This window comes from Silicimonas algicola, from assembly GCF_003148765.1.
Taxonomy (GTDB): Bacteria; Pseudomonadota; Alphaproteobacteria; order Rhodobacterales; family Rhodobacteraceae; genus Silicimonas; species Silicimonas algicola.
In genome coordinates this window covers 14,630-37,684 of the sequence record NZ_QGGV01000004.1, presented here as the reverse complement: position 1 = coordinate 37,684, position 23,055 = coordinate 14,630, and the positions used below count along the sequence as shown (strand labels likewise).

Annotated in this window: 27 protein-coding genes; 20 read left to right on the top strand and 7 right to left on the bottom strand. The window is 66.4% G+C overall.

Annotated features, from left to right (window positions below; all coding sequences use genetic code 11):
• The first annotated feature begins 79 nt into the window (after window positions 1-79).
• Window positions 80-475 (top strand): RidA family protein, encoded by a 396-nt coding sequence (locus C8D95_RS10080; protein WP_164721775.1) that lies wholly within the window; start codon window positions 80-82, stop codon window positions 473-475.
• A 127-nt stretch (window positions 476-602) separates the two neighbouring features.
• On the opposite strand, the gene C8D95_RS10075 is transcribed toward C8D95_RS10080, so the two are convergent.
• On the bottom strand, window positions 603-2,171 hold the full coding sequence (locus tag C8D95_RS10075; protein ID WP_109759062.1) for a bifunctional metallophosphatase/5'-nucleotidase: 1,569 nt from the start codon (window positions 2,169-2,171) through the stop codon (window positions 603-605).
• Window positions 2,172-2,305: 134 nt separating this feature from the next.
• On the opposite strand from C8D95_RS10075, the gene C8D95_RS10070 reads away from it, so the two are divergent.
• Both C8D95_RS10070 and C8D95_RS10065 read left to right on the top strand, forming a co-directional pair.
• Window positions 2,306-2,647 (top strand): DUF952 domain-containing protein, encoded by a 342-nt coding sequence (locus C8D95_RS10070; RefSeq protein WP_109759061.1) that lies wholly within the window; start codon window positions 2,306-2,308, stop codon window positions 2,645-2,647.
• A complete protein-coding gene (locus tag C8D95_RS10065) occupies window positions 2,644-3,684 on the top strand; it encodes a quinone-dependent dihydroorotate dehydrogenase (protein ID WP_109759060.1) in 1,041 nt (346 codons plus the stop codon). The genes C8D95_RS10070 and C8D95_RS10065 overlap by 4 nt, the downstream gene beginning before the upstream one ends.
• Before the next feature lie 3 nt (window positions 3,685-3,687).
• On the opposite strand, the gene C8D95_RS10060 is transcribed toward C8D95_RS10065, so the two are convergent.
• From C8D95_RS10060 to C8D95_RS10050, 3 genes are read right to left on the bottom strand one after another with little or no spacing between them, the layout of a single operon-like run.
• Window positions 3,688-5,001 carry an MATE family efflux transporter gene (locus tag C8D95_RS10060; RefSeq protein ID WP_109759059.1) on the bottom strand — a complete coding sequence of 438 codons (1,314 nt, stop codon included), beginning with the start codon at window positions 4,999-5,001 and terminating at the stop codon, window positions 3,688-3,690.
• Window positions 5,002-5,007: 6 nt separating this feature from the next.
• Window positions 5,008-5,517: a PaaI family thioesterase gene (locus C8D95_RS10055; protein ID WP_109759058.1), complete on the bottom strand. Its 510-nt coding sequence runs from the start codon at window positions 5,515-5,517 to the stop codon at window positions 5,008-5,010.
• A gap of 3 nt (window positions 5,518-5,520) precedes the next feature.
• Window positions 5,521-5,913, bottom strand: a complete 393-nt coding sequence (locus tag C8D95_RS10050; RefSeq protein ID WP_241239923.1) for a PaaI family thioesterase — start codon at window positions 5,911-5,913, stop codon at window positions 5,521-5,523.
• 150 nt (window positions 5,914-6,063) lie between these two features.
• On the opposite strand from C8D95_RS10050, the gene C8D95_RS10045 reads away from it, so the two are divergent.
• The 10 genes from C8D95_RS10045 to C8D95_RS10000 all read left to right on the top strand — a co-directional run bounded on the left by C8D95_RS10045 (window position 6,064) and on the right by C8D95_RS10000 (window position 14,788).
• Window positions 6,064-6,432 carry a MerR family transcriptional regulator gene (locus tag C8D95_RS10045; RefSeq protein ID WP_109759056.1) on the top strand — a complete coding sequence of 123 codons (369 nt, stop codon included), beginning with the start codon at window positions 6,064-6,066 and terminating at the stop codon, window positions 6,430-6,432.
• A 174-nt stretch (window positions 6,433-6,606) separates the two neighbouring features.
• Window positions 6,607-7,002, top strand: a complete 396-nt coding sequence (locus C8D95_RS10040) for a MerR family transcriptional regulator (RefSeq protein WP_109759055.1) — start codon at window positions 6,607-6,609, stop codon at window positions 7,000-7,002.
• Between the two features lie 22 nt (window positions 7,003-7,024).
• On the top strand, window positions 7,025-8,803 hold the full coding sequence (locus tag C8D95_RS10035; RefSeq protein ID WP_109759054.1) for an acyl-CoA dehydrogenase C-terminal domain-containing protein: 1,779 nt from the start codon (window positions 7,025-7,027) through the stop codon (window positions 8,801-8,803).
• 35 nt (window positions 8,804-8,838) lie between these two features.
• Window positions 8,839-9,051, top strand: coding sequence for a hypothetical protein (locus tag C8D95_RS10030; protein WP_109759053.1), 213 nt, complete (start codon window positions 8,839-8,841; stop codon window positions 9,049-9,051).
• 231 nt (window positions 9,052-9,282) lie between these two features.
• Complete coding sequence (locus C8D95_RS10025; protein ID WP_109759052.1) at window positions 9,283-9,924, top strand: glutathione S-transferase family protein; 642 nt, start codon at window positions 9,283-9,285, stop codon at window positions 9,922-9,924.
• A gap of 17 nt (window positions 9,925-9,941) precedes the next feature.
• Complete coding sequence (locus C8D95_RS10020; protein ID WP_109759051.1) at window positions 9,942-11,153, top strand: acetyl-CoA C-acetyltransferase; 1,212 nt, start codon at window positions 9,942-9,944, stop codon at window positions 11,151-11,153.
• A gap of 155 nt (window positions 11,154-11,308) precedes the next feature.
• The gene (locus C8D95_RS10015; RefSeq protein ID WP_164721774.1) at window positions 11,309-11,674 is read left to right on the top strand and encodes a hypothetical protein; all 366 of its coding nucleotides are present in this window, start codon (window positions 11,309-11,311) and stop codon (window positions 11,672-11,674) included.
• Window positions 11,675-11,728: 54 nt separating this feature from the next.
• Entirely contained in the window at window positions 11,729-13,927 is a 2,199-nt protein-coding gene (locus C8D95_RS10010; RefSeq protein ID WP_109759049.1) for a 3-hydroxyacyl-CoA dehydrogenase NAD-binding domain-containing protein, read from the top strand.
• A 103-nt stretch (window positions 13,928-14,030) separates the two neighbouring features.
• On the top strand, window positions 14,031-14,165 hold the full coding sequence (locus tag C8D95_RS10005; RefSeq protein WP_109759360.1) for an aa3-type cytochrome c oxidase subunit IV: 135 nt from the start codon (window positions 14,031-14,033) through the stop codon (window positions 14,163-14,165).
• A 2-nt stretch (window positions 14,166-14,167) separates the two neighbouring features.
• Window positions 14,168-14,788 (top strand): hypothetical protein, encoded by a 621-nt coding sequence (locus C8D95_RS10000; protein WP_109759048.1) that lies wholly within the window; start codon window positions 14,168-14,170, stop codon window positions 14,786-14,788.
• On the opposite strand, the gene C8D95_RS09995 is transcribed toward C8D95_RS10000, so the two are convergent.
• Window positions 14,781-15,107, bottom strand: coding sequence for an AzlD domain-containing protein (locus tag C8D95_RS09995; RefSeq protein ID WP_109759047.1), 327 nt, complete (start codon window positions 15,105-15,107; stop codon window positions 14,781-14,783). The two genes, C8D95_RS10000 and C8D95_RS09995, sit on opposite strands and share 8 nt — an antisense overlap.
• Window positions 15,104-15,805 (bottom strand): AzlC family ABC transporter permease, encoded by a 702-nt coding sequence (locus tag C8D95_RS09990; protein WP_109759046.1) that lies wholly within the window; start codon window positions 15,803-15,805, stop codon window positions 15,104-15,106. Before C8D95_RS09990 ends, C8D95_RS09995 begins: the two co-directional genes overlap by 4 nt.
• A gap of 54 nt (window positions 15,806-15,859) precedes the next feature.
• Between C8D95_RS09990 and fdhD the strand changes: the two genes are divergently transcribed.
• From fdhD to C8D95_RS09965, 5 genes are read left to right on the top strand one after another with little or no spacing between them, the layout of a single operon-like run.
• Complete coding sequence (fdhD, locus tag C8D95_RS09985; RefSeq protein WP_109759045.1) at window positions 15,860-16,741, top strand: formate dehydrogenase accessory sulfurtransferase FdhD; 882 nt, start codon at window positions 15,860-15,862, stop codon at window positions 16,739-16,741.
• On the top strand, window positions 16,738-17,274 hold the full coding sequence (locus tag C8D95_RS09980; protein WP_109759044.1) for a hypothetical protein: 537 nt from the start codon (window positions 16,738-16,740) through the stop codon (window positions 17,272-17,274). Before fdhD ends, C8D95_RS09980 begins: the two co-directional genes overlap by 4 nt.
• Complete coding sequence (gene mobA, locus C8D95_RS09975; protein ID WP_109759359.1) at window positions 17,271-17,873, top strand: molybdenum cofactor guanylyltransferase MobA; 603 nt, start codon at window positions 17,271-17,273, stop codon at window positions 17,871-17,873. The genes C8D95_RS09980 and mobA overlap by 4 nt, the downstream gene beginning before the upstream one ends.
• Window positions 17,870-18,364 (top strand): molybdopterin-guanine dinucleotide biosynthesis protein B, encoded by a 495-nt coding sequence (mobB, locus tag C8D95_RS09970; RefSeq protein WP_109759043.1) that lies wholly within the window; start codon window positions 17,870-17,872, stop codon window positions 18,362-18,364. Before mobA ends, mobB begins: the two co-directional genes overlap by 4 nt.
• The gene (locus C8D95_RS09965) at window positions 18,361-20,481 is read left to right on the top strand and encodes a molybdopterin-binding protein (protein WP_109759042.1); all 2,121 of its coding nucleotides are present in this window, start codon (window positions 18,361-18,363) and stop codon (window positions 20,479-20,481) included. The genes mobB and C8D95_RS09965 overlap by 4 nt, the downstream gene beginning before the upstream one ends.
• Window positions 20,482-20,494: 13 nt before the next feature.
• Here the strand turns inward: C8D95_RS09965 and C8D95_RS09960 are convergent, their stop codons facing one another.
• Window positions 20,495-21,649 (bottom strand): sensor histidine kinase, encoded by a 1,155-nt coding sequence (locus C8D95_RS09960; RefSeq protein ID WP_109759041.1) that lies wholly within the window; start codon window positions 21,647-21,649, stop codon window positions 20,495-20,497.
• A 405-nt stretch (window positions 21,650-22,054) separates the two neighbouring features.
• On the opposite strand from C8D95_RS09960, the gene rplJ reads away from it, so the two are divergent.
• Both rplJ and rplL read left to right on the top strand, forming a co-directional pair.
• Window positions 22,055-22,573 carry a 50S ribosomal protein L10 gene (gene rplJ / locus C8D95_RS09955; protein WP_109759040.1) on the top strand — a complete coding sequence of 173 codons (519 nt, stop codon included), beginning with the start codon at window positions 22,055-22,057 and terminating at the stop codon, window positions 22,571-22,573.
• Between the two features lie 68 nt (window positions 22,574-22,641).
• Window positions 22,642-23,022 (top strand): 50S ribosomal protein L7/L12, encoded by a 381-nt coding sequence (gene rplL / locus C8D95_RS09950; protein ID WP_109759039.1) that lies wholly within the window; start codon window positions 22,642-22,644, stop codon window positions 23,020-23,022.
• Window positions 23,023-23,055: the final 33 nt, after the last annotated feature.

The following is a 23,055-nucleotide window of genomic DNA, read 5'->3' as shown; positions in this document are numbered from 1 at the left end:
CAGGGTCTGCTTTGCGGGACGAAGGGGACTCCTCAGTCCATTTCGAGTAAGGTCGGCTTCAGCATTTGGGGAGGGAAAAATGGGTCATCAGCGGCAACTGATCTCCAATGGCAACCCAATGGAGGAGATTGTGGGCTTCAGTCGTGCGGTCCGAGTTGGACCCTACATCTCGGTCGGCGGCACAGCGCCCGTCGATACCAACGGCAAGACTGTCGGAGTTGGCGACGTGTACGCACAGACCAAGCAGTGCTTTGAGATCATCAAGGCAGCGCTCGAACAAGCGGGATCGGGACTTCACGATGTCGTTCGAACGCGAGTCATCTTGACAGACATTGATAACTGGAAGGACGCCGTCGAGGCGCGCAAGGAGTATTGTCGAGACTCTCGGCCAGTCGACACGATCATGGCTATCAATCGGTTCGTGAATCCGGAATGGCTTGTCGAGATCGAGGTTGATGCAGTCATCGCCGATTGAATTCTTTCCAAGCCTGCTCCGTGCTCAAAGCTGCCTTTCGCCGTAGCGCAGCATTGCGGGGGCCCAACTCCTCAAGCAAAGGGCCGCTGCGCTGGCAGCGGCCCCCGTTGTTCTCTTGCGCGAAGGATCACTCCTTCACGGTGATGCGCCCGTCCGTGTAGGGCGTGAAGTCGCCCTGCGCCGCGATGTATTCGGCGGTGACGTCGGCCAGGTCGGGGCCGAAGTCGTAGGCGTTCTCGGCCTGGACGAACATCTTGTAGCCGTCGCCGCCGTTGCGGACGTAGTTGTTCGACACGACGCCGTAGACCTTTTCCGGTTCGATCGGCGCGCCGTCCACCATGACCTCGGAGACGCGGCTGCCGGGTTCCGCCGACGGGTCGACGGTGAAGGTGATGCCGGCGACCTGCGGGAAGCGGCCCGCGCCCTCCTCGATCTGGCTGACGCCGTTCTCGAGCGCCTCGACGACCGTGGCTCCGGTGACCTGGAAGGTCGAGAGGGTGTTCTGGAACGGCAGGACCGTCAGAACTTCGCCCATCGTGACCTCGCCCGCGTCGATGGAGGCGCGGATGCCCCCGCCGTTCGCGATCGCGATCTGAACTCCCTGGTCCTTGACGCGATCGAGCATGGCGTCGGCGATGAGCGAGCCCATCTGGCATTCCTTCGCGCGGCAGACGTCGCGCTCGCCGCCGATGGCCTCGGTGGTGGTGGCCACGACCTTGTTCCGGATCTCGTCGAGGGGTCCCGCTGCCTCGGCGATGCGCGCCACGGTCGTCTCGTCCTCGCCCACGCTCGCGTCCATGACGACGAGGTCGCCGGTCGCCTCGGTCACGTTGCCGTCGTCGTCGAAGGTGACGTTCAGCTCGCCCAGGTACTTGCCGTAGGCATAGGCCTGCACGATCTGCACTCCGTTGGTGACGGTCGGATAGGGCCCGACCGCGCCTTCGACGGTGTTAGACAGGAGCGTGTTCGAGTGGCCGCCGACGATGACGTCGACGCCCGTGGTGCCCTCGGCGACGCGCTGGTCGACGCCATAGCCCGAGTGGCTGAGGACGACGATCTTGTTGACGCCCTCGGCGGTCAGCTTGTCGACCTCCTGCTGCACGGCGCCGACGGGATCGGTGAAGATCACGTTGGGACCGGGCGAGGCGAGTTCGTCGGTGTCCTGCGGCGTCAGGCCGATGAGGCCGATCTTCTCGCCGCCCTTCTCGATCACGGTGGATTTCTGGATGGCGTCCGCGAGGAGCGGTTCGCCCGACACGTCGGCGTTCGACATCAGGATCGGGAACTCGATGGCGCCGATGAAGTCCTTCAGGACCTCGGGGCCGTCGTCGAACTCGTGGTTGCCGACGGTCATCGCGTCGTACCCCATCTTGTTCATCATCTCGGCCGAGAGGGCGCCCTTGTAGTACGTGTAGAAGAGCGTGCCCTGGAACTGGTCGCCGCCATCCACGAGAAGGACGGGCGTGTTGCCCGCGCGCTCGCGCGCAGCCTCGATGCCGGTGACGAGGCGGGCCGAGCCGCCGAAGCACTTGCCCTCGGCCGCATCTTCCGCGCCGCAGCCGGAGTCGAAGGCGTTGATCGGCTCGAACCGGGCGTGGAAGTCGTTGGTATGCAGGATAGTCAGGCTGAAGTCGGCCATGGCCGCCCCGGCGCTGACGGCGAGCGCCGCGCTGCCGAGAAGCAGTTTGCTGATCATTTCGGGAATCCCCCTGTGAGGTGTTTTATATCGGTCGAGATTGCCGGTATCCGTCCTAGGTGTCAAAAGGGAGACAGGCGGACGCCGCGTCACTCGTCGGACGGACGAAGTCGGTGCCGCGCAAGTGGGCAGGCATGGCAATCATCTACAAGATATTCCGCGCGGAGGAATACGCGGCCTTCGTCCGCGACGGTCAGACCGACGGCGCGCCGATCGACGTGGCGGACGGCTATGTCCACATGTCGACGGCGGAGCAGGTCGAGGAGACGGCGGCGAAGCATTTCGCGGGCGAAACCGGGCTGAAGCTGCTGGGGATCGAGTCCGAGACGCTGGGGGCGGAGTTGAGATGGGAGCCGTCGCGGGGCGGCGCGCTATTTCCGCATCTGTACCGCGCGCTGACGATGGACGACGTGCTGTTCGTTCACGACCTTCCGCTTCGGGAGGGGCGGCATCGGTTCGACGGTCTGGTCGGATGATCGAGCGGCTGGCCGTCGGCGTCCTGAACCGGCTCGACGCCGAGCGGGCGCATGGCTTGGCGCTTGCGGCGCTGCGGACGCCGTTCGCGCCGTTGCCGGGGCCGGTGGAGTCGCCGCGTCTGGCGACCACGCTGGCGGGGCTGGCGCTGCCGAACCCGGTAGGTCTGGCCGCAGGCTTCGACAAGAACGCGACGGCGGTGGGGCCTTTGATGCGGGCGGGGTTCGGGTTCGTCGAGGTCGGGGCCGCGACGCCCCGGCCGCAGCCGGGCAATCCGCGGCCGAGGCTGTTCCGGCTGCGGCGGGATCGGGCGGCGATCAACCGCTTCGGGTTCAACAACGACGGGATCGAGGTCATCGCCGAACGTCTGGCGGACCGGCCCGAGGGCGTGCCCGTTGGGCTGAACATCGGGGCGAACAAGGACAGCGCGGACCGCGCGCGGGATTTCGCGGCGGTGATGCGGGTCGCGCGGACGGTGGTGGATTTCGCGACGGTCAACGTGTCCTCGCCCAACACCGAGAAACTGCGCGATCTTCAGGGGCCGGAGGCGCTGAGGGCGCTTCTGGCCGGTGTGCTGGCAGAGACGGGGCAGGTGCCGGTGTTCCTGAAGATCGCGCCGGACCTTTCGGACGCCGAGATCGCGGCCATCGCGGGGGTCGCCCTGGAGAGCGGCGTCGCGGGGGTGATCGCGACCAACACGACGCTGTCGCGCGAGGGGCTGGTGGGGCGCCGCCGGAACGAGGCGGGCGGGTTGTCGGGGCGACCGCTGTTCCGGCCTTCGACGCGCGTGCTGGCGAGGCTCTATCACGAGACGGGGGGCGTCTTACCGCTGATCGGGGTCGGCGGCGTGTCGAGTGCGGCGGACGCCTATTCCAAGATCCGGGCCGGGGCGAGTGCGGTGCAGCTTTACACCGCGATGGTCTATGGCGGGCTGTCGCTGGCGCGGCGCATCGCGCGCGGTCTGGACGAGATGCTGGCGCACGACGGGTTCGCCAACGTGTCGGACGCTGTCGGCACGCGGGTCGACGACTGGCTGTGAGGCTCAGGTCTCGGCTGCGCGTTCCAGCGCCGGATAGGCCCGCCACAGGGTCAGGCCGCGCGCGGTGTTCAGGACCATGAGCGCGGCCCAGAGGCCGTGGTTGCCAAAGGCGGCGATCAGAGGAACGAGCACGACGAGGTAGATCAGGCCGGACAGGAGCATGGCGTTGCGCATGTCGCGGGTGCGGGTCGCGCCGATGAAGATGCCGTCGAACATCCAGCTTGCGATCCCGATGACAGGGGCGATGGCGGCCCAGGGCAGGAAGTCTCGCGCCTCGATCCGCACTTCGGGGGCCTTGGCCATGAGGTCGATCAGAGCGGGTCCGGCGAACCAGAAGAGGAGGCCGAGCGCCACCGCGCCGCCGACGCCCCACTGGCTGGTCAGGATCGAGGCGTCGCGCACCCGGCGGCGCGAGCGCGCACCATAGGCCTGGCCGACGAGCGACTCGGCGGCGAAGGCGAAGCCGTCCATCGCGAAGGCGGTGATCTCGAGGAACTGGAGGAGCACCTGGTTCGCGGCGAGGGTCGCGTCGCCGTGGCGCGCGCCGAGGAACAGAAAGCTGGTGAAAGCCGCCTGCAGGACCACCGAGCGCACCATGATGTCGCCGTTCACGCCGACCATGCGGCGGATGCGGGCCCGGTCGAAGACGCGCGGCCAGTCCTTCCACTGGTCGCCCGAGAAGGCCGCCCGGCAGAGCCAGAGGCCGAGGGCGAGGCCGGTCCATTCGGCGATAAGCGTGGCGACCGCGACGCCCTCGACGCCCCAGCCGAGGCCGAGGACGAACCACAGGTCGAGCACGATGTTGAGGCCGTTCATCCAGAGTTGCAGGACGAGGACGCCGCGCGTGCGTTCGAGCGCGATCAGCCATCCGGTGACGGCATAAAGGGCAATCGTCGCGGGCGCGCCCCAGATGCGGATGGCGAGATAGGCGCTGGCGAGGGTTTCCACCTCGTCCGAGGCCGGCGCGAGGAAGAAGGCGAGGGCGAAGATGGGGACTTGCAGGATGATGAGCGTGACGCCCGCCCCGACGGCGAAGAGGAGCGAGCGCGTCAGGAGCGCGCCTGTCTCGGCGGTGTCTCCGGCGCCGTGGGCCTGGGCGACCATGCCCGAGGTGCCCATGCGCAGGAAGCCGAAGAGCCAGTAGAACATCGACAGCACGACCGCGCCGATGCCGACCGCACCGATGGGCGCGGCCTCGCCCAGCTGTCCCACGACGCCGGTGTCGACCGCGCCCAGGATCGGGACGGTGGCGTTCGAGAGCACGATGGGAAGGGCGATGGCCAGCACCCGGCGGTGCGTCAGCCGCGTCTCGGCCATGTCGCGTCAGCCCGGTGAGGGCATGGGCATCAGGAAGTGACCGGTCGCCTGCGCGAAGGGACGGGTCACGTCGTCCTGCCAGGCCTCGACGTGGACGCTGGCATAGCGGCGGCCCGAGCGGTTGACGCGGGCGCGGGCATAGGCATCGCGCGGCAGGCCCGTGCGCAGGTAGTCGACGGTGAAGTCGATGGTCTTGGGCATCCGGGGCAAGGTCTCGGCCGACAGCGCCTCGGCGTCGATGGCGCCGGTTTCGATCTTCTCCCACAGGTTCTGCCAGGCAAGGCCGATCAGCGCCGAGGTTTCGAGGAAGGCCGCCGTCACGCCGCCGTGGATGGCGGGCAGGGCGGGATTGCCGATCAGCTCGTCGTGGAAGTTGAGGACGGCGGTCAGTTCGTTGCCGTGGCGTTCGAAGTGGATGTTCAGGAAACGGACGTAAGGGATGTTCTCGACCAGCGCCTTGAGCGCGCGGTCGCGGCGCTGCTTGACGACCTGGACGGGTTCGGGACGGGGCCGCATCGCTCAGGCCCCCGCGCCGGTGACCGTGAAGGCGCCGGATGCGGTGGCGACGGGACGCTCGGTGTCGTCGTCGGTGGCGACGGCGCGCACGAAAGCCACGGTGCGGGTGATGTGATAGCAGGTCGCGCGCGCCGTGATCGTCTGACCGGGCGTCGCGGGCCGCATATAGTCGATCCGCAGATCGAGGGTCGCCGTGCCGCCGGGCCCGTCGGGATGCACCATAACGGCCGTGCCGCCGCAGGAATCCATCAGCGAGGACACTGCGCCGCCGTGGATGACGCCGGTCGCGGGGTCGCCGACCAGCTTTTCGTCCCAAGGCATCGACATCACCGCTTCTCCGGGGCCGATGTCGACCAGGGTCATGTTCAGGGCGCGGCAATGGGGCAGCGCCTGCATGAAGCGGGCCACGCGGTCCTTCCGGGTTTCGTAGTCGTCCGTCACGGGCGGTCTCCTTGGTCCCCGCATAACGGACCATCGCCGATGCGAGAGCAAGCCGATTGATCCGGATAGGTGCAGGCACTAGGTTGCACCGCCAGGAGGATCCGGGTGCCGTCTGAACGTCTTACCTTCAAGGACATGTGCTCGCGCTTCGACGTGACGCCGCGGACGCTTCGGTATTACGAATACATCGAGCTGATCGCGCCGGAGAAAGAAGGCCGCTCGCGGTTCTATTCGCCGCGCGAGGTGGCGCGGATGACGCTGATCCTGCGCGGGCGGAAGTGGGGCTTCTCGCTGGAGGAGATCCGGCAGTGGCTGGAGATCTATGGCAAGGCCGGCACCAGCGAGCAGTACCGCACCTTCGTCGAGGCCGCAGACCGCCAGCTTGCGACGCTGGAGGGCGAGCGCGAGTCCCTGGAGCGTGTCATCGAGGACCTGCGGCGGGCCCGCGACGACGTCGAGAAATCCATCTCGTGACGTGAGCCGGTGTTTTTACCGTTTGGTAAAATTGCCGTGACGCCGCGTCCCTGTTTCCAATAATTTCTCTGCCTTTACAGTAACGCTACGTTACCTCGCGTTAGCCTAAGTCATTCATTGAACGAACGGGTCTCGGACAGCATGTCAGCGCCGCCAGCAATCTGGAGCAGATTCATGACCGAGACCCATATGACCATTCGCGAGATGTGCGAGGCGTTCGACGTGACGCCCCGGACGCTGCGGTTCTACGAGGCGAAAGAGCTTCTTTCGCCGCTTCGGCAAGGCACGCGCCGCCTTTTCACCCGCAGCGACCGCGCCCGTCTCAAGCTGATCCTGCGCGGCAAGCGCTACAATTTCAGCCTCGAGGAAATTCGCCAGCTTCTCGACCTCTACGACCCCGAGAGACAGAGCTGCGACCAGCAGTCCCGCGCCCGCGAGGTGGCCCGCCTGAAGCTGGACGAGCTGACCGCGCGGCGCGACGAGCTGAATGCCGTCATCGGCGAGTTGAGCGCCGAGATCGAGACCTGCGGCCGCATGGACGAGGCCGCACAGGCGACGCGAGCCGCCTGACCATCCAAGGGAGACGACCTGAATGCCGACCTTTACCCCGCCCATCAAGGATCAGCAGTTCATCCTGCATGACGTGCTGAAGATCGCGGACAGCGACATCCCGGGTTACGATGAGCTGGATCGCGACTTCACGTCAGCGGTGCTGGAAGAGGCGGGCAAGATCGCGGCGAACGTGCTGCAACCGCTGAACGCCGTCGGCGACCGGCAGGGGTGCAGGCTGGAGAACGGCGTGGTCCGCACGCCCGAGGGGTTCAAGGACGCCTGGACGCAGATGGCGGACGGCGGCTGGATGGGGCTCGACGCCGACACCCGGTACGGCGGGCAGGGGATGCCGCACCTTCTGAACACGGCGACGGGCGAGTTGTTCTCGGCCGCGAACATGGCGTTCCAGATGTATGTGGGCCTGTCGCACGGAGCGGCGTCCGCCCTGTACGCGCACGGGTCGGACCAGCAGAAAGAGACATACCTTCCGCCAATCTACGAAGGCCGGTGGACGGGCACCATGAACCTGACCGAGCCGCAGTGCGGGACGGATCTTGGCCTGATCCGCACCAAGGCCGAGCCGCAGGAGGACGGGTCGTACCGGATCACCGGGCAGAAGATCTGGATCTCGGCCGGCGAGCACGACATGGCGGACAACATCGTCCACCTGGTGCTGGCGAAGATCCCGGGGGGACCGGACGGCATCAAGGGCATCAGCCTCTTTGTGGTGCCGAAGTTCCTCGTCAACGAGGACGGCAGCCTGGGCGACCGGAACGGCGTGAGCTGCGGCGGGCTGGAAGAGAAGATGGGCATCCACGGCAACGCCACCTGCGTGATGAACTATGACGGGGCGACTGGCTGGCTTGTGGGCGAGGCGCACAAGGGGATGCGCGCCATGTTCACCATGATGAACGAGGCGCGGCTGTCGGTGGCCCTGCAGGGCTACACTCAGGGCGAGGTCGCTTACCAGAATGCGCTCGGCTTCGCGCGCGACAGGCTTCAGGGGCGTGACGTGACGGGAGCGCAGGCGCCCGAGAAGGCCGCCGATCCGATCATCGTCCATCCCGACGTGCGGCGGAACCTGATGGACCAGAAGTCGATCGTCGAGGGCGGGCGCGCGCTGGTCTACTGGGGCGCCGAGATGATCGACCGCTCGCAGCGCATGGGCGACGCCGAGGCCGAGGCGATGATCTCGCTTCTGATCCCGGTGATGAAGGGCTTCCTGACCGACAAGGGTTTCGAGACGACGGTGCTGGCGCAGCAGACGCTGGGCGGGTCGGGCTTCACCCGGGAGTGGGGGCTGGAGCAGTTCGTGCGCGATGCCCGGATCGCGATGATCTACGAGGGCACCAACGGCATCCAGTCGCTGGACCTCGTGGGCCGCAAGCTGCCGTCGAACGGCGGCAAGACGATCATGGCGTTCTTCGAGATGGTGAAGGGCTTCGTCAAGGAAAACGAGGTCGACGCGGCGCTGAAGGAAGGGTTCCTCGATCCGCTGAAGGCGGCGTCGAAGGATCTTCAGTCGGCGGCGATGTACTTCATGCAGGAGGGGGTGAAGAACCCCTTGAACGCGCTGTCGGGATCCTACGACTTCATGCACCTTTTCGGACATGTCTGCCTGGGCCTCATGTGGGCGAAGATGGCGAAGGCGGCGCAGGAGTCGCTTGACGCGGGCGCGGGGGACGAGGAGTTTTACCGGACCAAGATCGCGACGGGCCGCTATTACATGGCGCGCCAGCTTCCGGCGACGGCGATGCACCTCGCACGGATCACGAGCGGGGCCGAGACTGTCATGGCGCTCGACGCGGCGAACTTCTGAGCGAGGCGGGGCAATCCCCGCCCTGGGGAGAGCCGATGCCGAAACGCCTGCGCCTGACCCGCCGTTTTCCGGTCGCGATGACCGAGGACGGCTATCGCCGGCTCAAGAAATTCGCGCAGGAGGCGGGGCTGGACGAAGGCGAGGCGCTGTCGTTCCTGTTCGAGAACTTCTCAAGCGTGATGAACCACGAGAACCTGACCGCGCGCCTGAGGCTCTTCAATTCCGAGCTGGAGGCGCGGAAGCGGTGAGTGTGGAGTTGCGTATTTAGGGCAAGTTGAAGTCGCCTGCCGTCCCTGGGCTCAAACCTGGCCGGGACAGCAGGACTTCACCTTGCGCGGTCATCGGCTCGCCAGCCTGTACCGCATCTCCAGTGGTCGGCGATCAGGGTTAATGGGCAGTTAAGGCTGGCGGCTTCATCTTGCTCTAAATACGCATGGGCCGACGTCAAAAGAGACACAGCGCCGGGGAGGCCGCACGACATGACCATCCAACTTCATTGCTTCGGAGAGAGCGGGCACAGCTACAAGGTGGCCTTGGCGCTGGAGCTGTCGGGCCTGGACTGGGAGCCTGTGTTCGTCGATTTCTTCAACGGTGCCGCACGAAGCCCCGCGTACCGCGAGAGCGTCAACGCGATGGGCGAGGCGCCGGTGCTGGTCGACGGCGATCTGCGGCTGACCCAGTCCGGTGTGATCCAGGGATATCTGTCGGAGAAGACCGGCCGTTTCGGAGGCGAGAGCAAGGAGGAGGAGCGCGAGATCCTGCGGTGGATCCTCTGGGACAACCACAAGTTCTCGAGCCAGCTCGGCACGGCGCGGTTCCTGCTGAATTTCGTTCCCGAGGACAAGCGCCCGGCGGAAGTCATCCGTTTCCTGCAGGGCCGTGGCCTTGCGGGGCTGAAGGTTCTCGAGGAGCGGCTGACGCAGCGTGACTGGATCGCCGGACGCAGCGTCACCAATGCGGATCTCACCTGCTGTGGCTACCTTTTCTATCCGGAGCCCTTCGGGTTCACCCGCGCCGACTGGCCGGCGATCGACGCCTGGCTCGGACGGATCGAAGCGCTCGACGGGTGGAAACATCCCTATGACCTGATGCCGCGCGCCTGGCCGCCGGCGAAGAGCTGACCGAGGAGACAAGGCCGATGCGCGATGCCTATATCTACGACGCGATCCGTTCGCCACGCGGCAAGGGCCGTACCGACGGCAGCCTGAACGAGGTCACGCCGGTCAAGCTTTCCGCCGACATGCTCAACGCCCTGAAGGCGCGGAACGGGATCGAGGGCCACGCGGTCGAGGACGTGATCTGGGGCAACGCCACCCAGGTCAAGGAGCAGGGCGGCTGCCTTGCGCGGACCGCCGTTCTTGCGAGCGAGCTGGACGAGCGGATTCCGGGTCTGTCGATCAACCGCTTCTGCGCCAGCGGCATGGAGGCGGTGAACCTCGCTGCGAACCAGGTCAAGGGCGGCGCGGGAGAGGGCTATATCGCGGGCGGCGTCGAGTGCATGAGCCGCGTGCCCATGGGCTCGGACGGCGCGGCGATAGCGGTCGATCCCACGGTTGCGATGACGAGCTATTTCGTACCGCAGGGCATCTCGGCCGACATCATCGCGACGCAGTACGGTTTTTCGCGCGACGACGTCGATCTCTATGCGGTCGAAAGTCAGAAGCGGGCCGCCGCCGCTTGGGCCGACGAGCGCTTTGCCGGATCCGTCGTGCCGATCCGCGACCGGAACGGGCTGATGATCCTCGGGACGGACGAGTACATGCGCCCTGGCACGGACATGCAGGCGCTCGGCGCGCTGAAGCCCGCGTTCAAGGAGCAGGGCGAAGTCATGCCAGGCTTCGACGCGGTCGCGCTGATGAAGTACCCGCATCTCGAGGCGATCGACCACGTCCACCATGCCGGCAACTCGTCAGGCATCGTGGACGGTGCTGCGGCGTTGCTGATCGGGTCCAAGGAGTTCGGCGAGGTGCATGGGCTGAAGCCCCGCGCGCGGATCCGGGCCACGGCCAAGGTCGGCACCGATCCCACGATCATGCTGACGGGTCCGGTGCCCGCGACCGAGAGGATCCTGCGCAGCAGCAGAATGGAGATCGGCGACATCGACCTCTTCGAGGTAAATGAAGCGTTCTCGGCCGTGGTTCTGCGCTTCATGCAGGCCTTCGGCGTGTCGCACGACAAGGTCAACGTGAACGGAGGCGCCATCGCCATGGGGCATCCCCTCGGGGCGTCGGGCGCGATCATCCTCGGCATCCTTCTCGACGAGATGGAGCGCCGCGACCTGTCGACCGGGCTTGCCACGTTGTGCGTGGCCAGCGGGATGGGTGCGGCGACAATCGTTGAACGTGTGTAACAGCGCAATTGTATTGCCAATGCGTGCAACAGGGTTAGTCTGCATCCTGCCTGGAGAGCGGCAGGCTATCATCGGCGCGGTCAACGCGTCGGGCGGGGAAAATTGTGACGCAGGATCACACCGACGGGTTCCTGTCACGAGTGAATGCGGCTTTCATGGCGATGGATCTGGAGACCTTGAAGTCCTGCTTCGCGGTGCCGCTTGTCGTCTACACCAAGGCGGGTGTCGTGGTCGTCCGGGAGGAAGCAGAGCTGGAGCGGGTGGTCAGCCGCTACCGTCAGGCCCTGACCGAGAACCGCGTCGTGTCGGCCGGCATCCGCATCGAGTCGCGGGAAACGCCTTCGGACGGCCGCATGCGGGTCTTGTGCCGGACGTTCGGGTACGACGCCGAGGGCAAAGCCATTTCGACCAGCGTGGTGCGCTATTTCCTTCTCGAGCGGCCGGACCGGCTGGAGGTCGAGATGATCGAATACATTTCGTCTCCGCTGTCGCTGGAAGACGTCGAGAAGATCGTCCACTGAGCGTCCGGGACGACCGGACCCCCAAGCAATTCACTGTGTCAGGAGGCCGGACCCATGGCTGATTTCACCTATGACCTTCACGAAGACGGCGTTGCGGTCGTCACCTGGGACGTTCCCGGCAAGTCGATGAACGTGCTGACGCGCGAGGCCTTCGCGCTGGTCGAGTCGTTTCTGGACAAGGCGCTGGCAGACGAGACGGTGAAGGGCATCGTCATCACCAGCGGCAAGGACAGCTTTGCCGGCGGCATGGACCTGAAGGTGCTGGCGAACGTCAAGGCCGAGGGCGGGGACGACCCGGCGCAGTCGATCTTCGACTTCATCATGGACGGACACCGCATCCTTCGGAAGATCGAGCGCGCGGGGATGGACCCGAAGACCAACAAGGGCGGGAAGCCCATTGCCTGCGCGATATCCGGTCTTTGCGCCGGGATCGGGACCGAGATCGCCCTGGCGTGTCACCGCCGCTTCATGGCCGACACGCCGAAGGGTCGGATCGGCTTGCCCGAGATCCTCGTGGGCCTGTTCCCCGGCGCGGGCGGGACGACGCGTTATTCGCGCATGGTGGGCGCGATGGCGGCGGCTCCGGTGCTGCTGGAAGGCAAGATGCTGGACGCGAAGAAGGCGAAATCGGCTCAGTTGGTCGATGATGTCGTCGAACCGGGCGAGCTTCTTGAGAAGGCGAAAGCTTGGGTTCTGGGCGCGTCGGACGCGGACATCGTGAAGCCGTGGGACCAGAAGGGCTTCAAGATGCCCGGCGGAGAGCCGTATCACCCGCAGGGGTTCATGACCTTCGTCGGTGCGAACGCGATGATCAACGGCAAGACCAAAGGTGTTTATCCGGCGGCCAAGGCACTTCTCTCGGCGATCTACGAGGGCGCGATGGTGCCCTTCGACACGGCGCTGAGGATCGAGGCGCGGTGGTTCACCAGCGTTCTTCTGGACCCGACGTCGAGCGCGATGATCCGGTCTCTCTTCATCAACAAGGAGGCGCTGGAGAAAGGCGCGAACCGCCCCGACGTGCCCGATCAGAAGGTGGCCAAGGTCGGCGTGCTGGGCGCGGGCATGATGGGGGCGGGGATCGCCTATGTCAGTGCGAATGCCGGGATCGAGGTCGTGCTGGTCGACCAGGCGCAGGATGCCGCGGACAAGGGCAAGGCCTACTCGGAAAGTATCCTCGACAAAGGCATTCAGCGTCGCCGCGTGACGGACGAGAAGAAAGCCGAGGTTCTGGGCCGAATTACAGCGACGACGGATCTTCAGGCTCTGAAGGGTTGCGACCTGATCGTCGAGGCGGTCTTCGAGGATCCGGGCGTGAAGGCCGAGATGACGAAGAAGGTCGAGGCACTCGTCGGTGACGACTGCATCTTCGCCACCAACACCTCGACCCTCCCGATCTCGGATCTGGCGAAGGCCAGCGTCAGGCCCGAGCAGTTCATCGGCATCCACTTCTTCTCGCCGGTCGACAGGATGATGCTGGTCGAGATCATCAAGGGCAAGGCGACGGGCGAGCGAGCCGTGGCGAAGGCGCTGGATTACGTCCGCCAGATCCGCAAGACGCCGATCGTGGTGAACGACGCGCGCTTCTTCTACGCCAACCGCTGCATCATTCCCTATATCAACGAGGGCATCCGCATGGTGGGCGAGGGCGTGGAGCCCGCGCTGGTCGACAACGCGGCGCGGCTTCTGGGCTTTCCTGTGGGGCCGTTGCAGCTTGTCGACGAGACCTCGATCGATCTTGGCGTGAAGATCGCCAAGGCGACGCGGGCAGGGATGGGCGAGGCCTATCCGGACGCGGCAGTGGACGAGGTGCTGTTCTGGATGGCCGACCAGGGCCGGCTGGGGCGAAAGTCGAAGGCCGGCTTCTATGCCTATGACGAGGCGGGCAAGCGGACGGGGCTGTGGCAGGGCCTCGGCGACCGGTATCCCGTCGCGGACGAGCAGCCGGAGCTGTCGACGGTCCAGCACCGCCTGATGATGGCGCAGGTGCTGGAGGCGGTGCGCGCCCTCGAAGAAGGTGTGCTCGAGGATATCCGCGAGGGCGACGTGGGCGCGATTCTTGGCTGGGGCTTCGCGCCCTGGTCGGGCGGGCCGTTCTCGTGGCTCGACATGATCGGCGCCGGGCGGGCGGTGGAGATCTGCGAGAGCCTGGCCGACCACGGTCCGCGCTTCGAGGCGCCGAAGCTTCTGCGCGACATGGCCAACTCCGGCCAGACCTTCTATGGCCGCTTCGGTCCGGCGGCCAAAGCCGCCTGAGGCATCGCTCGGGGCTCTGCGTCAAAGCGCGCCGAGCCTCGGGTGGTGACATCGCCCGCGTCCTGAGCTAGTCAGGCGCGGAATGGTTTTCGGGGAGCCCAAGATGGCTGAGCACAAGCACGGCGAGATGGACATCAGCACGCATGAGAAGACCTTCGAGGGCTTCGTGCGCTGGTCGAAGAACGTCGCCATCCTGTCGATCCTGATCCTTATTTTCCTCGCGATATTCAATTCCTGACGATGGTCGCGCCGAGGCTCGTCGCGATCCTGATGTGCCTCGCGGCGCTCGCGGGATGCGGCGGCCCCGCCGAACCGGTCTGGGCGCCCGATTCCGAAGTCCGGAAGTTCGCCTATGACTATCGGGGTCCGACCGAGCTGACGCTTTATACGGTCGTCGGCCTGCGCAATGGTTCGGGTGTTCACTCGGGTTTGCTGATCGCTTCGCCGGGCGAGCGGATCCTCTTCGACCCCGCCGGGAGCTTCAAGCTGCCCTTCGCACCCGAACGCAACGACGTGGTTTACGGCATGACCGACCGGGCGCTGGCGGTCTACATCGACTATCACGCGCGAGAGACGCACAAGGTGATCGAGCAGAAGCTGCCAGTCACCGCAGACGAGGCACGGCTGATCGCAGCCTTGGCTAAAGGCTATGGCGCCGTACCGAAGGCGCAATGCGCGCTTTCGATCTCGCGCATCCTGAACGAGGTGAAGGGCTTTGGGTCCGTTCGCGTCGGATATTATCCGAAGTCCCTGATGCAGAGTTTCGGCGCGCTGCCGGGTGCCACGACGCGCGAGATCACCGACGACGATGCCGACAAGAACCACAACGTGCTTCTCGTCGCCGGCTTCGGCTTCAACTGATCCAGAGCAGAAGCGCCAGCGTCGCGGCTCCCACGACCGCGCCCTGAAGCATCGACGAGCGCCACCAGGACACCGCGAGCGTTATGAGGGCCGCCGCCATGCGCGCCGGGTCCGGCGAGCCTCCGGTCGCGTCCGGCCAGACGACAAGCGGTGCCACGAGGCCGGGCAGGACGGCGACGGGGGTATAGCGAAGGTGGCGCAGCACCCATTCGGGCATCTGCCGGTTGCCGATCAGCCCGAGGAACGAGAAGCGGATCAGGTAGGTCCCGATCCCCATTATCGCGATGATGGTCCAGACGGTCGCGTCGGAATAGCTCACCGTTTCATCCTCCGTTCGATTTCGGCGCCCACGGCCATGGCGACGAGTCCGGCGAGGAGGATTCCGGTGCCCTGCGGCATGAATGACAGCAGCATCGCGGCCAACACGGATGTGACCGCAGCGCCCAGGTGCGCGAGCGTCCTCAGCATCGGGCCGACGAGCGCGAGGAACAGGATCGGCATGGCGAAGTCCATCGCTAGGCTCTCGGGCAGGGCCTGTCCCGCGACCGCGCCGACCCAGGATCCGGCAAACCACAAGGGCGTCATCAGGACCATTGTGCCGAAGAAGTAGCCCAGCTTTTCGCCCAGGGTCATCGCGGGCCGGGCCTCGTATTCCTGGATCGACAGGGCGTAACTTCCGTCGACGTTGAGATAGGAGACCAGCGCCCGCTGCCGGAACCGTGCCGCGCCGAGGTGGGGCTGAAGGCTGGCCGAATACATCGCCATCCTGAGGTTCACGGCGAGAGCGGCGGCCAGCACCGTCCACACGGGCGCGTTGTCCGACATGAGCTGCACGGCGGTGAACTGCGACGCGCCGGCGATCACCAGGATCGACATGCCGAGAACCTGCGCCACGTCGAGGCCAGCCTCGGTCGCGACGACGCCGAAGAGAACGGCAAAGGGGACGCCCACCACGAGGAAGGGCACGCTGTCGAGCGTGCCCCGGACGAAGGCGGATTTTCGGGTGGTGGAGGTCATGGCCTGCCCTTAGTCTCGGGACGCGATACCTCACCGGACAACGGACGGCAAATCATGGGTCGTGATGACCCCCATCAATTCCTCATCGCGCCGGACCCGGCGCGCGCCGGTCTGACCCGGACGGTCGACGGCGTCGACGAAGCGGGCGTCCGGCAGACCATCCAGGTCGTCGAGGAGCGTCCGCTGACGATCTTCCTCAACGGCCAGGAGATCGTCACGGCCATGACGATAGGGGACTTTCCGGAGTACCTCGCACTCGGCTTCCTGCGCAACCAGGGCATGTTGCGCGACGGCGAGACGGTGAAGGGCGTCGACTTCGACGAAGAGCTCGAAACCGTCGTGGTGCGGACCGATGGGGCCACGACCTATGAGGAGAAGCTGAAGAAGAAGACGCGCACGTCGGGCTGCGCCGTGGGCACGGTCTTCGGCGACATGATGGAGGGTCTCGAAGAGCTGACGCTGCCCGAAGCCCCGGTTCGGACCTCGTGGCTCTATGCGCTCGCGAAGACGATCAACACGACGCCCTCGCTCTATCTGGAAGCCGGGGCGATCCACGGGACGGTGCTGTGCGAGAAGGACCGCCCGCTGGTCTACATGGAGGACGTGGGCCGTCACAACGCGGTGGACAAGATCGCTGGCTGGATGCTGTCCGAGGGTGTCGGGGGAGCGGACAAGATCCTTTACACCACCGGTCGGCTGACCTCGGAGATGGTCATCAAGTGCGCGCACATGGGGATTCCCGTGCTGGTCTCGCGCTCGGGATTCACCGCGTGGGGGGTCGACATCGCCCGGCAGGTGGGTTTGACGCTGATCGGGCGGATGCGGGGCAACAGGTTCACCTGCCTGGCGGGCGAGGACCGGCTGATCCGCGATGCGGACCCGGCACACGTCAAGGCAGAGGACAGAAAGCACGGGCGCAAGGGAGAGGACACTTGAGGGACGACGCCGTCGACCGGACCGTGCGGGTGACGTTCGCCTATGACCGCGCGCTCTGGCGCCGCGCCATGACCGGCTGGTGGCAAAGCGTCGTGCCGCCCACGCCGTTCATCCAGCGTGCGCTGTTCTGGGCCGTGGTCTGGGCCGGCGTAGGGATGCTGGCGGGCGCGGTCACGCTGTGGGGGCTGACGCCGTATCACGTCGCGGCGGGGCTTGCGGGGGCGGGGGTCTTTCTGGCGGTCTTCGTCTATTTCCAGCGGACGCGGATGGCGCGTTTCTGGGACGTGATCGGCCGACATTGGGACGCGGCGGGTGAAACCGAAGCGGTGTTCGGGCCCGAAGGCATTACCCTGACCGACCGGGTGTCGCAGCGGAACCTGACCTGGGCCGCGGTCGATGCGGTCGCTGCGGTGCGGGGTGGAACGGTGTTCCGCTCCGGCATCTCGATGGTGGCGGTCCCCGACGCGGCCTTGCCGGAGGGCCTTGACGCGCGGGCGTTCCGGGCCCGCATCGCGGGATGGAGGTCGGAGTGATGGCGCCTTTGGGCGTGATCCTTGCAGGCGGTCTCGCCACGCGGATGGGCGGCGGCGACAAGGGGCTGCTGCCGCTCGGCGCCGGAACGATCCTGTCGCAGGTCATCGACCGCCTGGGTCCGCAGGTGGGGGGGCTGGCGTTGAACGCGAACGGGGATCCGACGCGTTTCGCGGACCTCGGCCTGCCCGTGCTGTCCGACAGCATCGAGGGGTATGCGGGTCCCCTGGCCGGTGTGCTGGCCGGGCTCGACTGGGCGGCCGGGCAGGGGGCGAGCCACATCGTCACCGCTGCCGCCGATACGCCCTTTCTTCCGGCCGACCTCGTGCCGCGGCTTCTTCTCGCCGTCGAGCGCGAGGGGAAGCCGATCGCGCTTGCGACGACCGAGAACGGCCGCCATCCGACCTTCGGTCTCTGGCCGGTCGTATTGCGCGACGACCTGCGGCGCGCGCTGGCCGAGGGCGTGCGCAAGGTCGTGCTGTGGACGGACGGGCACGGCACGGCGTCGGCGGAGTTCGCCGTGGATCGCTTCGACCCGTTCTTCAACGTCAACACCCCCGAGGACCTCGCCGAGGCGGCGCGCCTGCTGGGGGGCGCATGAAGGTCTGGGGCGTGGCGGGATGGAAGAATTCCGGGAAGACAGGGCTGGTCGAGCGTCTTGTGACCGAGTTTCGCGGGCGGGGCCTGACGGTTTCTACGGTCAAGCACGCGCACCACAGCTTCGACGTCGACCACGAGGGCAAGGACAGCCACCGGCATCGCGTGGCGGGCGCGACCGAGGTTCTGCTGTCCAGCCGGAACAGGTGGGCGCTGATGCACGAGTTGCGGGGCGACGACGAGCCGACGCTCGAGGACCTGCTGGGCCGGTTGTCGCCCGTGGACCTCGTGCTGGTCGAGGGGTTCAAGCGTGACCGGCACCCGAAGATCGAGGCGCACCGCTCAGCGACCGGAAGCCCCCTGATCGCCGCTGACGACCCGACGATCCGCGCCATCGCGTCCGACAGCGACGCGCAGGCAGAGGGTCGGCCGACGTTCCACCTCGACGACACGCCGGGGATCGCGGACTTCATCGCGGCGGAGCTGGGCGTGTGAGGGGGTTCGATACCTTCATCGTCGTGGACTGGTCGGCGGGCCGCGCGAAGTCCAAGCGTCCTCAAAAGGATGCGATTTGGGCGGGTGTGGTCCGGCAGGGAGAAGTTGCTGAGCCCGTATATCTCAGAAGTCGCATGGAGGCGGAGCGCTGGCTCGACCAGACCTTCGGCGCCGAGCGCACTGAAGGACGACGTGTATTGGCGGGGTTCGACTTCCCCTTCGGCTACCCCAAAGGCTTTGCGTCCGCCGTTACCGGGTCTAACGACCCGTTCGCCCTCTGGGACTGGCTCGAGGCGCGCATCACCGACACCGAGGATGGTGCAAACAATCGCTTCGAAGTTGCGGAGGAGATCAATTGTCTGTTTGCCGATCCCGGCCCGTTCTGGGGCAAGCACGGCGAGGATAACTTTCCTGGCGTACCCTATCGGAAGCAGGGTGTGATCTTCGGGCCTTTTGCGGAGAAGCGAGAAACGGACCGCGTCGCCAAGGCCGCGTCCAGCTGCTTCCAACTAGCCTTCCATCCCACGGTCGGTGGGCAGGTCCTTACTGGGCTACCCGTCCTCGCAAGACTCCGCCGTCGCGAAGGCGTCACAGTATGGCCTCTCGACCAGTGTTGGGACGAGGGCCAAGTCGTCCTCGCCGAGATTTGGCCAGGCATCATTGAATCGGCGGTAAGGTTGTCCGAAGACAAAATCCGCGATAGGGCGCAGGTGACGCTGCTTGCCGTGGCGCTCTCGCGATTACGAACGGACATTCTTGCAAAGTTGATGGACGCGCCACCCGAAGCAAGGGAGGAAGCCTGGATTTTAGGTGCCGGCGCGGCGACGACCCTGATCGAGGCGCTTTCGATGCCGAATTCTCCGTTGCGACCCCCGCCGCTCCGCGACGATTGTTTCGCCCTGCCGCCCGGCATCGACTGGACGCCGGTCGACGAGGCACTGGAGCGGTTGCGGGCGCGGCTGCATCCGGTTGTTGGCGCCGAGGTTCGTCCGCTCGCGGGGGCCGAGGGGCGGATCCTCGCCCGGTCCGCCGTCGCGCGGCGCGCGAACCCGCCGGCGGCGAACTCTGCCGTCGACGGATACGGGTTTGCCCACGCGGCGCTCGGGCCTGCTGACGTCACGCTGCCCCTGATCGAGGGTCGCGCCGCGGCGGGGGCGCCGTACGGACGCCGCGTGCCGGAGGGACACGCCATCCGCATCCTGACGGGGGCCCTTCTGCCAGATGGCGTCGACACGGTGGTGCTGGACGAGGATACCGCGACCGACGGGCGGCAGGTTGCGTTCCGGGGCAAGGTGAAGCCGGGCGCGAACACTCGGCGCGCGGGCGAGGACGTGAACGAGGGGGACGAGGCGCTGGCCCCTTGTGTGCGCCTCGGTCCTCCCGAGCTTGCGCTGCTGGCTGCGACGGGGGTGACCGAGGTCGAGGTGTTCCGTCCGCTTCGCGTCGGCGTCCTGTCTACGGGCAGCGAGATCGTGGCGAGCGGAGCCACACCCGATCCCGCGCGGACCTACGACGCGAACCGGCCGATGCTTCTGGCGCTCCTGCGCGACTGGCGGATGGAGGCGGTGGACCTGGGTCATGTGCCCGACGACCTGGACCGCCTGCGCACCGCGCTGGACGCAGGCGCGAAGACGGCGGATGCCATCCTGACCTCGGGCGGGGCCTCGGCAGGCGACGAGGACCACGTCTCGGCGCTTTTGGGCGAGACCGGCACGCGAGGCGACTGGCGCATCGCGCTGAAGCCTGGGCGGCCGCTGGCGCTGGGGATGTGGAAGGGGGTTCCGGTCTTCGGTCTTCCTGGCAATCCCGTGGCGGCGCTTGTCTGCACGTTGATCTTCGCGCGGCCCGCCTTCGCGCTGATGGGCGGGGAAGGGTGGCGGACGCCGCAGGGATTCACCGTCCCCGCCGCCTTCTCGAAGCGGAAGAAGCCGGGGCGGCGCGAATACCTGCGGGCGCGGATGACGCCGGAGGGTTCCGCCGAGGTCTTCAGGAGCGAGGGGTCCGGTCGCATCTCGGGCCTCGCCTGGGCCGACGGGCTGGTCGAGATCGGGGACGACGCCCGCGACATTGTGCCGGGCGATCCGGTTCGGTATATTCCCTACACGTCGTTCAGATAGCCCGCGGGCACGCTCAGCCCTCGGTCAGCGACGCCATCGGAAGCCGCAGGGTGTAGACGTAGCCGTTGGACCTCCGATCGAGCCGGACGTCGCCTCCGAGGCTTCCGCGCACGACCGTGTCGATCAGGGTCGACCCGAAACCTTCATCGAGGTCTTCGTCGGGCGCGGAGCTCGCTGTTTCTTCGGTCCACGTTAGGGTCAGCGTTTCGTCCTCGACCGTCCAGCAGACGCGCAGCGTGCCCTCCGGGTCGCCGAGCGCGCCGTACTTGGCGGCGTTCGTCGCCATCTCGTGCAGCGCCAGCGCGAGGTTGGTGGTGCCCGAGCCGCCCAGGTGGATCGCGGGGCCTTCGATGACGAACTGCGAGCTTTCGTTCTTCTGATGCGGCTCGATGAGGGTGGTGACGATGGTCTGCAGTGTCGCCTCCGCCCTTTGACCCTCGCGTCCGGCCGGCAACACGAGGTCGTGCGCCTTCGACAGCGCGACGAGACGGCTGCGGAGCGACGAGGCCAGGTCGGCGGCCGTACCCGCGGTCCGCGAGGAGAGGCCGATCATGCCGCCTACCATCGAGAAGATGTTCTTCACACGATGGTTCAGCTCCATGACGAGGATCTGGCGGCCGCGCGCCGCTTCCCTCAGTGCGATCACGTCCTCCAAGAAGGCTGCGATGTCCGCCAGCGCTTCGAGATCACCCTCGGTCCAGTCCCGGGGCCGGGTGTCGATGGCGCAGAAGGAGCCCAGCGTCTCGCCGTCGGGCGCATGGACCGGGACGCCGAGATAGGCGATCACGCCCAGGTCGGGAACGGCGAGGTTGTGCCGCAACAGGTCGTGCTGCCGTGCGTCGGCCACGGCGAGGGGCCGGTCGGTGGTGACGACATACTGGCACAGCGAATGGCTGAGGGCGGATTCGCGTCGTGCCGCGACCTCGCCCGGAAGCCCGGAGTGCGCCTTGAAGAACTGACGCCGGCCGTCGACGAGGGACAGAAGGCCGACCGGCGCGCCGACAAGCCGCGTGGCCAGGCGCACCGCCCGGTCGAAGGCGTCTTCGTCGCCGGTGTCGAGCAGTCCCGTCGCCGTCAACGCCGCCAGGCGCCGAGGGTTCTTCAGGGTGACCTCGTGGTCGGGCGGCATTTCCCGGGGGAACGACTCGAGCTTCCGCGACACATCCATCCGACCGCAACCCCCTGACCCACATACCTTGGCGGAGGCGATACGTAGGCGCTATGCTGACGCTCAACAATTCGATTCGCGTCCTGCGAACGCGCGGCACAGCCGCGGTCACGAGACCGCGACTTTGACGTCACAGTAACATTTGATCTTTCCATCCCCTGCGATTCGCTCTAAGACGCGGCGGTCTGGGGGTTGCGGTCACGTAGCCCCCCGACATTTCGTCCGAGACGGTGGGTTGGCATTGCGCCTGTAATTCCTGCCTGAGACGGGAACAGAGGAATACGTTTTCGAGGGCCTTTCCCCCGACGGCGCGATTGCGACGGACCCGTAAGGACCCGAAGTGTCGGGCGCCTTGCCCGGCATTGCAGAGCCGGAGGGTCACCCCTCCAAACTTGGAGTGAAACTGTGGATAGAGCCCAGAAAGAGAAATTGGTCGACGAGCTCGGCCAGATCTTCGAAAGCTCTGGCGTCGTGGTGGTTGCCCACTACGCGGGTCTCACGGTTCGCGAGATGACGGACCTCCGGGCGCAGATGCGCGCCGCCGGCGGTGCCGTTCGCGTCGCCAAGAACAGGCTCGCCAAAATCGCCCTTCAGGGGAAGCCGAACGCATCCGTTTCGGACCTTCTCTCGGGTATGACCGTGTTCGCCTATTCCGAAGATCCGACGGCCGCGGCCCGGGTCATGGACAAGTACGCCAAGGACAACCAGAAGCTGGTGATCCTGGGTGGTGCGATGGGCGACACGTCGCTGGACGCCGCTGGTGTCAAAGCCGTCGCCGACTTGCCGTCGCGGGAAGAGCTCATCGCTCAGATCGTGGCGCAGATCGGTTCCCCGGCCGCGAACATCGCCGGTGCCATTGGCGCGCCTGCTTCGAACATCGCGAGCATTCTCTCGACCATCGAGGAGCGTGCGGAAGCCGCTTGACGACATGAGGCCCGCGTGGGGTTGAACCACCTCGCGTTGGAACACATCTTAGGAAACGGAAGACAGAAATGGCTGATCTGAAGAAACTCGCCGAAGAGATCGTGGGTCTCACGCTTCTCGAGGCCCAGGAACTGAAAACAATCCTCAAGGACGAATATGGCATCGAGCCCGCCGCCGGCGGCGCGGTGATGATGGCCGGTCCGGCTGCCGGCGATGCCGGTGCCGCTGTCGAAGAGAAGACCGAGTTCGACGTCATTCTCAAGAGCGCGGGCGCCCAGAAGATCAACGTGATCAAGGAAGTGCGCGCGATCACCGGTCTGGGCCTGAAAGAAGCCAAGGACCTCGTCGAGGCCGGCGGCAAGGCCGTGAAGGAGCAGGTCTCCAAATCGGAAGCCGACGACATCAAGGCGAAACTCGAAGCGGCCGGCGCCGAAGTCGAGCTCAAGTGATCGGGGGGCGGTCCGTCCGCCCTCATCCAAGAC

Excerpts from the sequence above, each read along its gene's own strand:
- C8D95_RS10050 (WP_241239923.1), bottom strand. The coding sequence starts at position 5,913 with ATGCAGGCGCTGCCCCATTGCCGCGCCCTGAACATGACCCTGGTCGAC.
- C8D95_RS10040 (WP_109759055.1), top strand. The coding sequence starts at position 6,607 with ATGACCGAGACCCATATGACCATTCGCGAGATGTGCGAGGCGTTCGAC.
- C8D95_RS10005 (WP_109759360.1), top strand. The coding sequence starts at position 14,031 with ATGGCTGAGCACAAGCACGGCGAGATGGACATCAGCACGCATGAGAAG.
- C8D95_RS10025 (WP_109759052.1), top strand. The coding sequence starts at position 9,283 with ATGACCATCCAACTTCATTGCTTCGGAGAGAGCGGGCACAGCTACAAG.
- C8D95_RS10055 (WP_109759058.1), bottom strand. The coding sequence starts at position 5,517 with ATGCGGCCCCGTCCCGAACCCGTCCAGGTCGTCAAGCAGCGCCGCGAC.
- C8D95_RS10020 (WP_109759051.1), top strand. The coding sequence starts at position 9,942 with ATGCGCGATGCCTATATCTACGACGCGATCCGTTCGCCACGCGGCAAG.
- C8D95_RS09960 (WP_109759041.1), bottom strand. The coding sequence starts at position 21,649 with ATGGATGTGTCGCGGAAGCTCGAGTCGTTCCCCCGGGAAATGCCGCCC.
- C8D95_RS10015 (WP_164721774.1), top strand. The coding sequence starts at position 11,309 with ATGGCGATGGATCTGGAGACCTTGAAGTCCTGCTTCGCGGTGCCGCTT.
- C8D95_RS09990 (WP_109759046.1), bottom strand. The coding sequence starts at position 15,805 with ATGACCTCCACCACCCGAAAATCCGCCTTCGTCCGGGGCACGCTCGAC.
- C8D95_RS10080 (WP_164721775.1), top strand. The coding sequence starts at position 80 with ATGGGTCATCAGCGGCAACTGATCTCCAATGGCAACCCAATGGAGGAG.
- mobB (WP_109759043.1), top strand. The coding sequence starts at position 17,870 with ATGAAGGTCTGGGGCGTGGCGGGATGGAAGAATTCCGGGAAGACAGGG.
- C8D95_RS10060 (WP_109759059.1), bottom strand. The coding sequence starts at position 5,001 with ATGGCCGAGACGCGGCTGACGCACCGCCGGGTGCTGGCCATCGCCCTT.
- C8D95_RS10000 (WP_109759048.1), top strand. The coding sequence starts at position 14,168 with ATGGTCGCGCCGAGGCTCGTCGCGATCCTGATGTGCCTCGCGGCGCTC.
- fdhD (WP_109759045.1), top strand. The coding sequence starts at position 15,860 with ATGGGTCGTGATGACCCCCATCAATTCCTCATCGCGCCGGACCCGGCG.
- C8D95_RS10065 (WP_109759060.1), top strand. The coding sequence starts at position 2,644 with ATGATCGAGCGGCTGGCCGTCGGCGTCCTGAACCGGCTCGACGCCGAG.
- C8D95_RS10035 (WP_109759054.1), top strand. The coding sequence starts at position 7,025 with ATGCCGACCTTTACCCCGCCCATCAAGGATCAGCAGTTCATCCTGCAT.
- rplL (WP_109759039.1), top strand. The coding sequence starts at position 22,642 with ATGGCTGATCTGAAGAAACTCGCCGAAGAGATCGTGGGTCTCACGCTT.
- C8D95_RS10070 (WP_109759061.1), top strand. The coding sequence starts at position 2,306 with ATGGCAATCATCTACAAGATATTCCGCGCGGAGGAATACGCGGCCTTC.
- C8D95_RS10030 (WP_109759053.1), top strand. The coding sequence starts at position 8,839 with ATGCCGAAACGCCTGCGCCTGACCCGCCGTTTTCCGGTCGCGATGACC.
- C8D95_RS10010 (WP_109759049.1), top strand. The coding sequence starts at position 11,729 with ATGGCTGATTTCACCTATGACCTTCACGAAGACGGCGTTGCGGTCGTC.
- C8D95_RS10075 (WP_109759062.1), bottom strand. The coding sequence starts at position 2,171 with ATGATCAGCAAACTGCTTCTCGGCAGCGCGGCGCTCGCCGTCAGCGCC.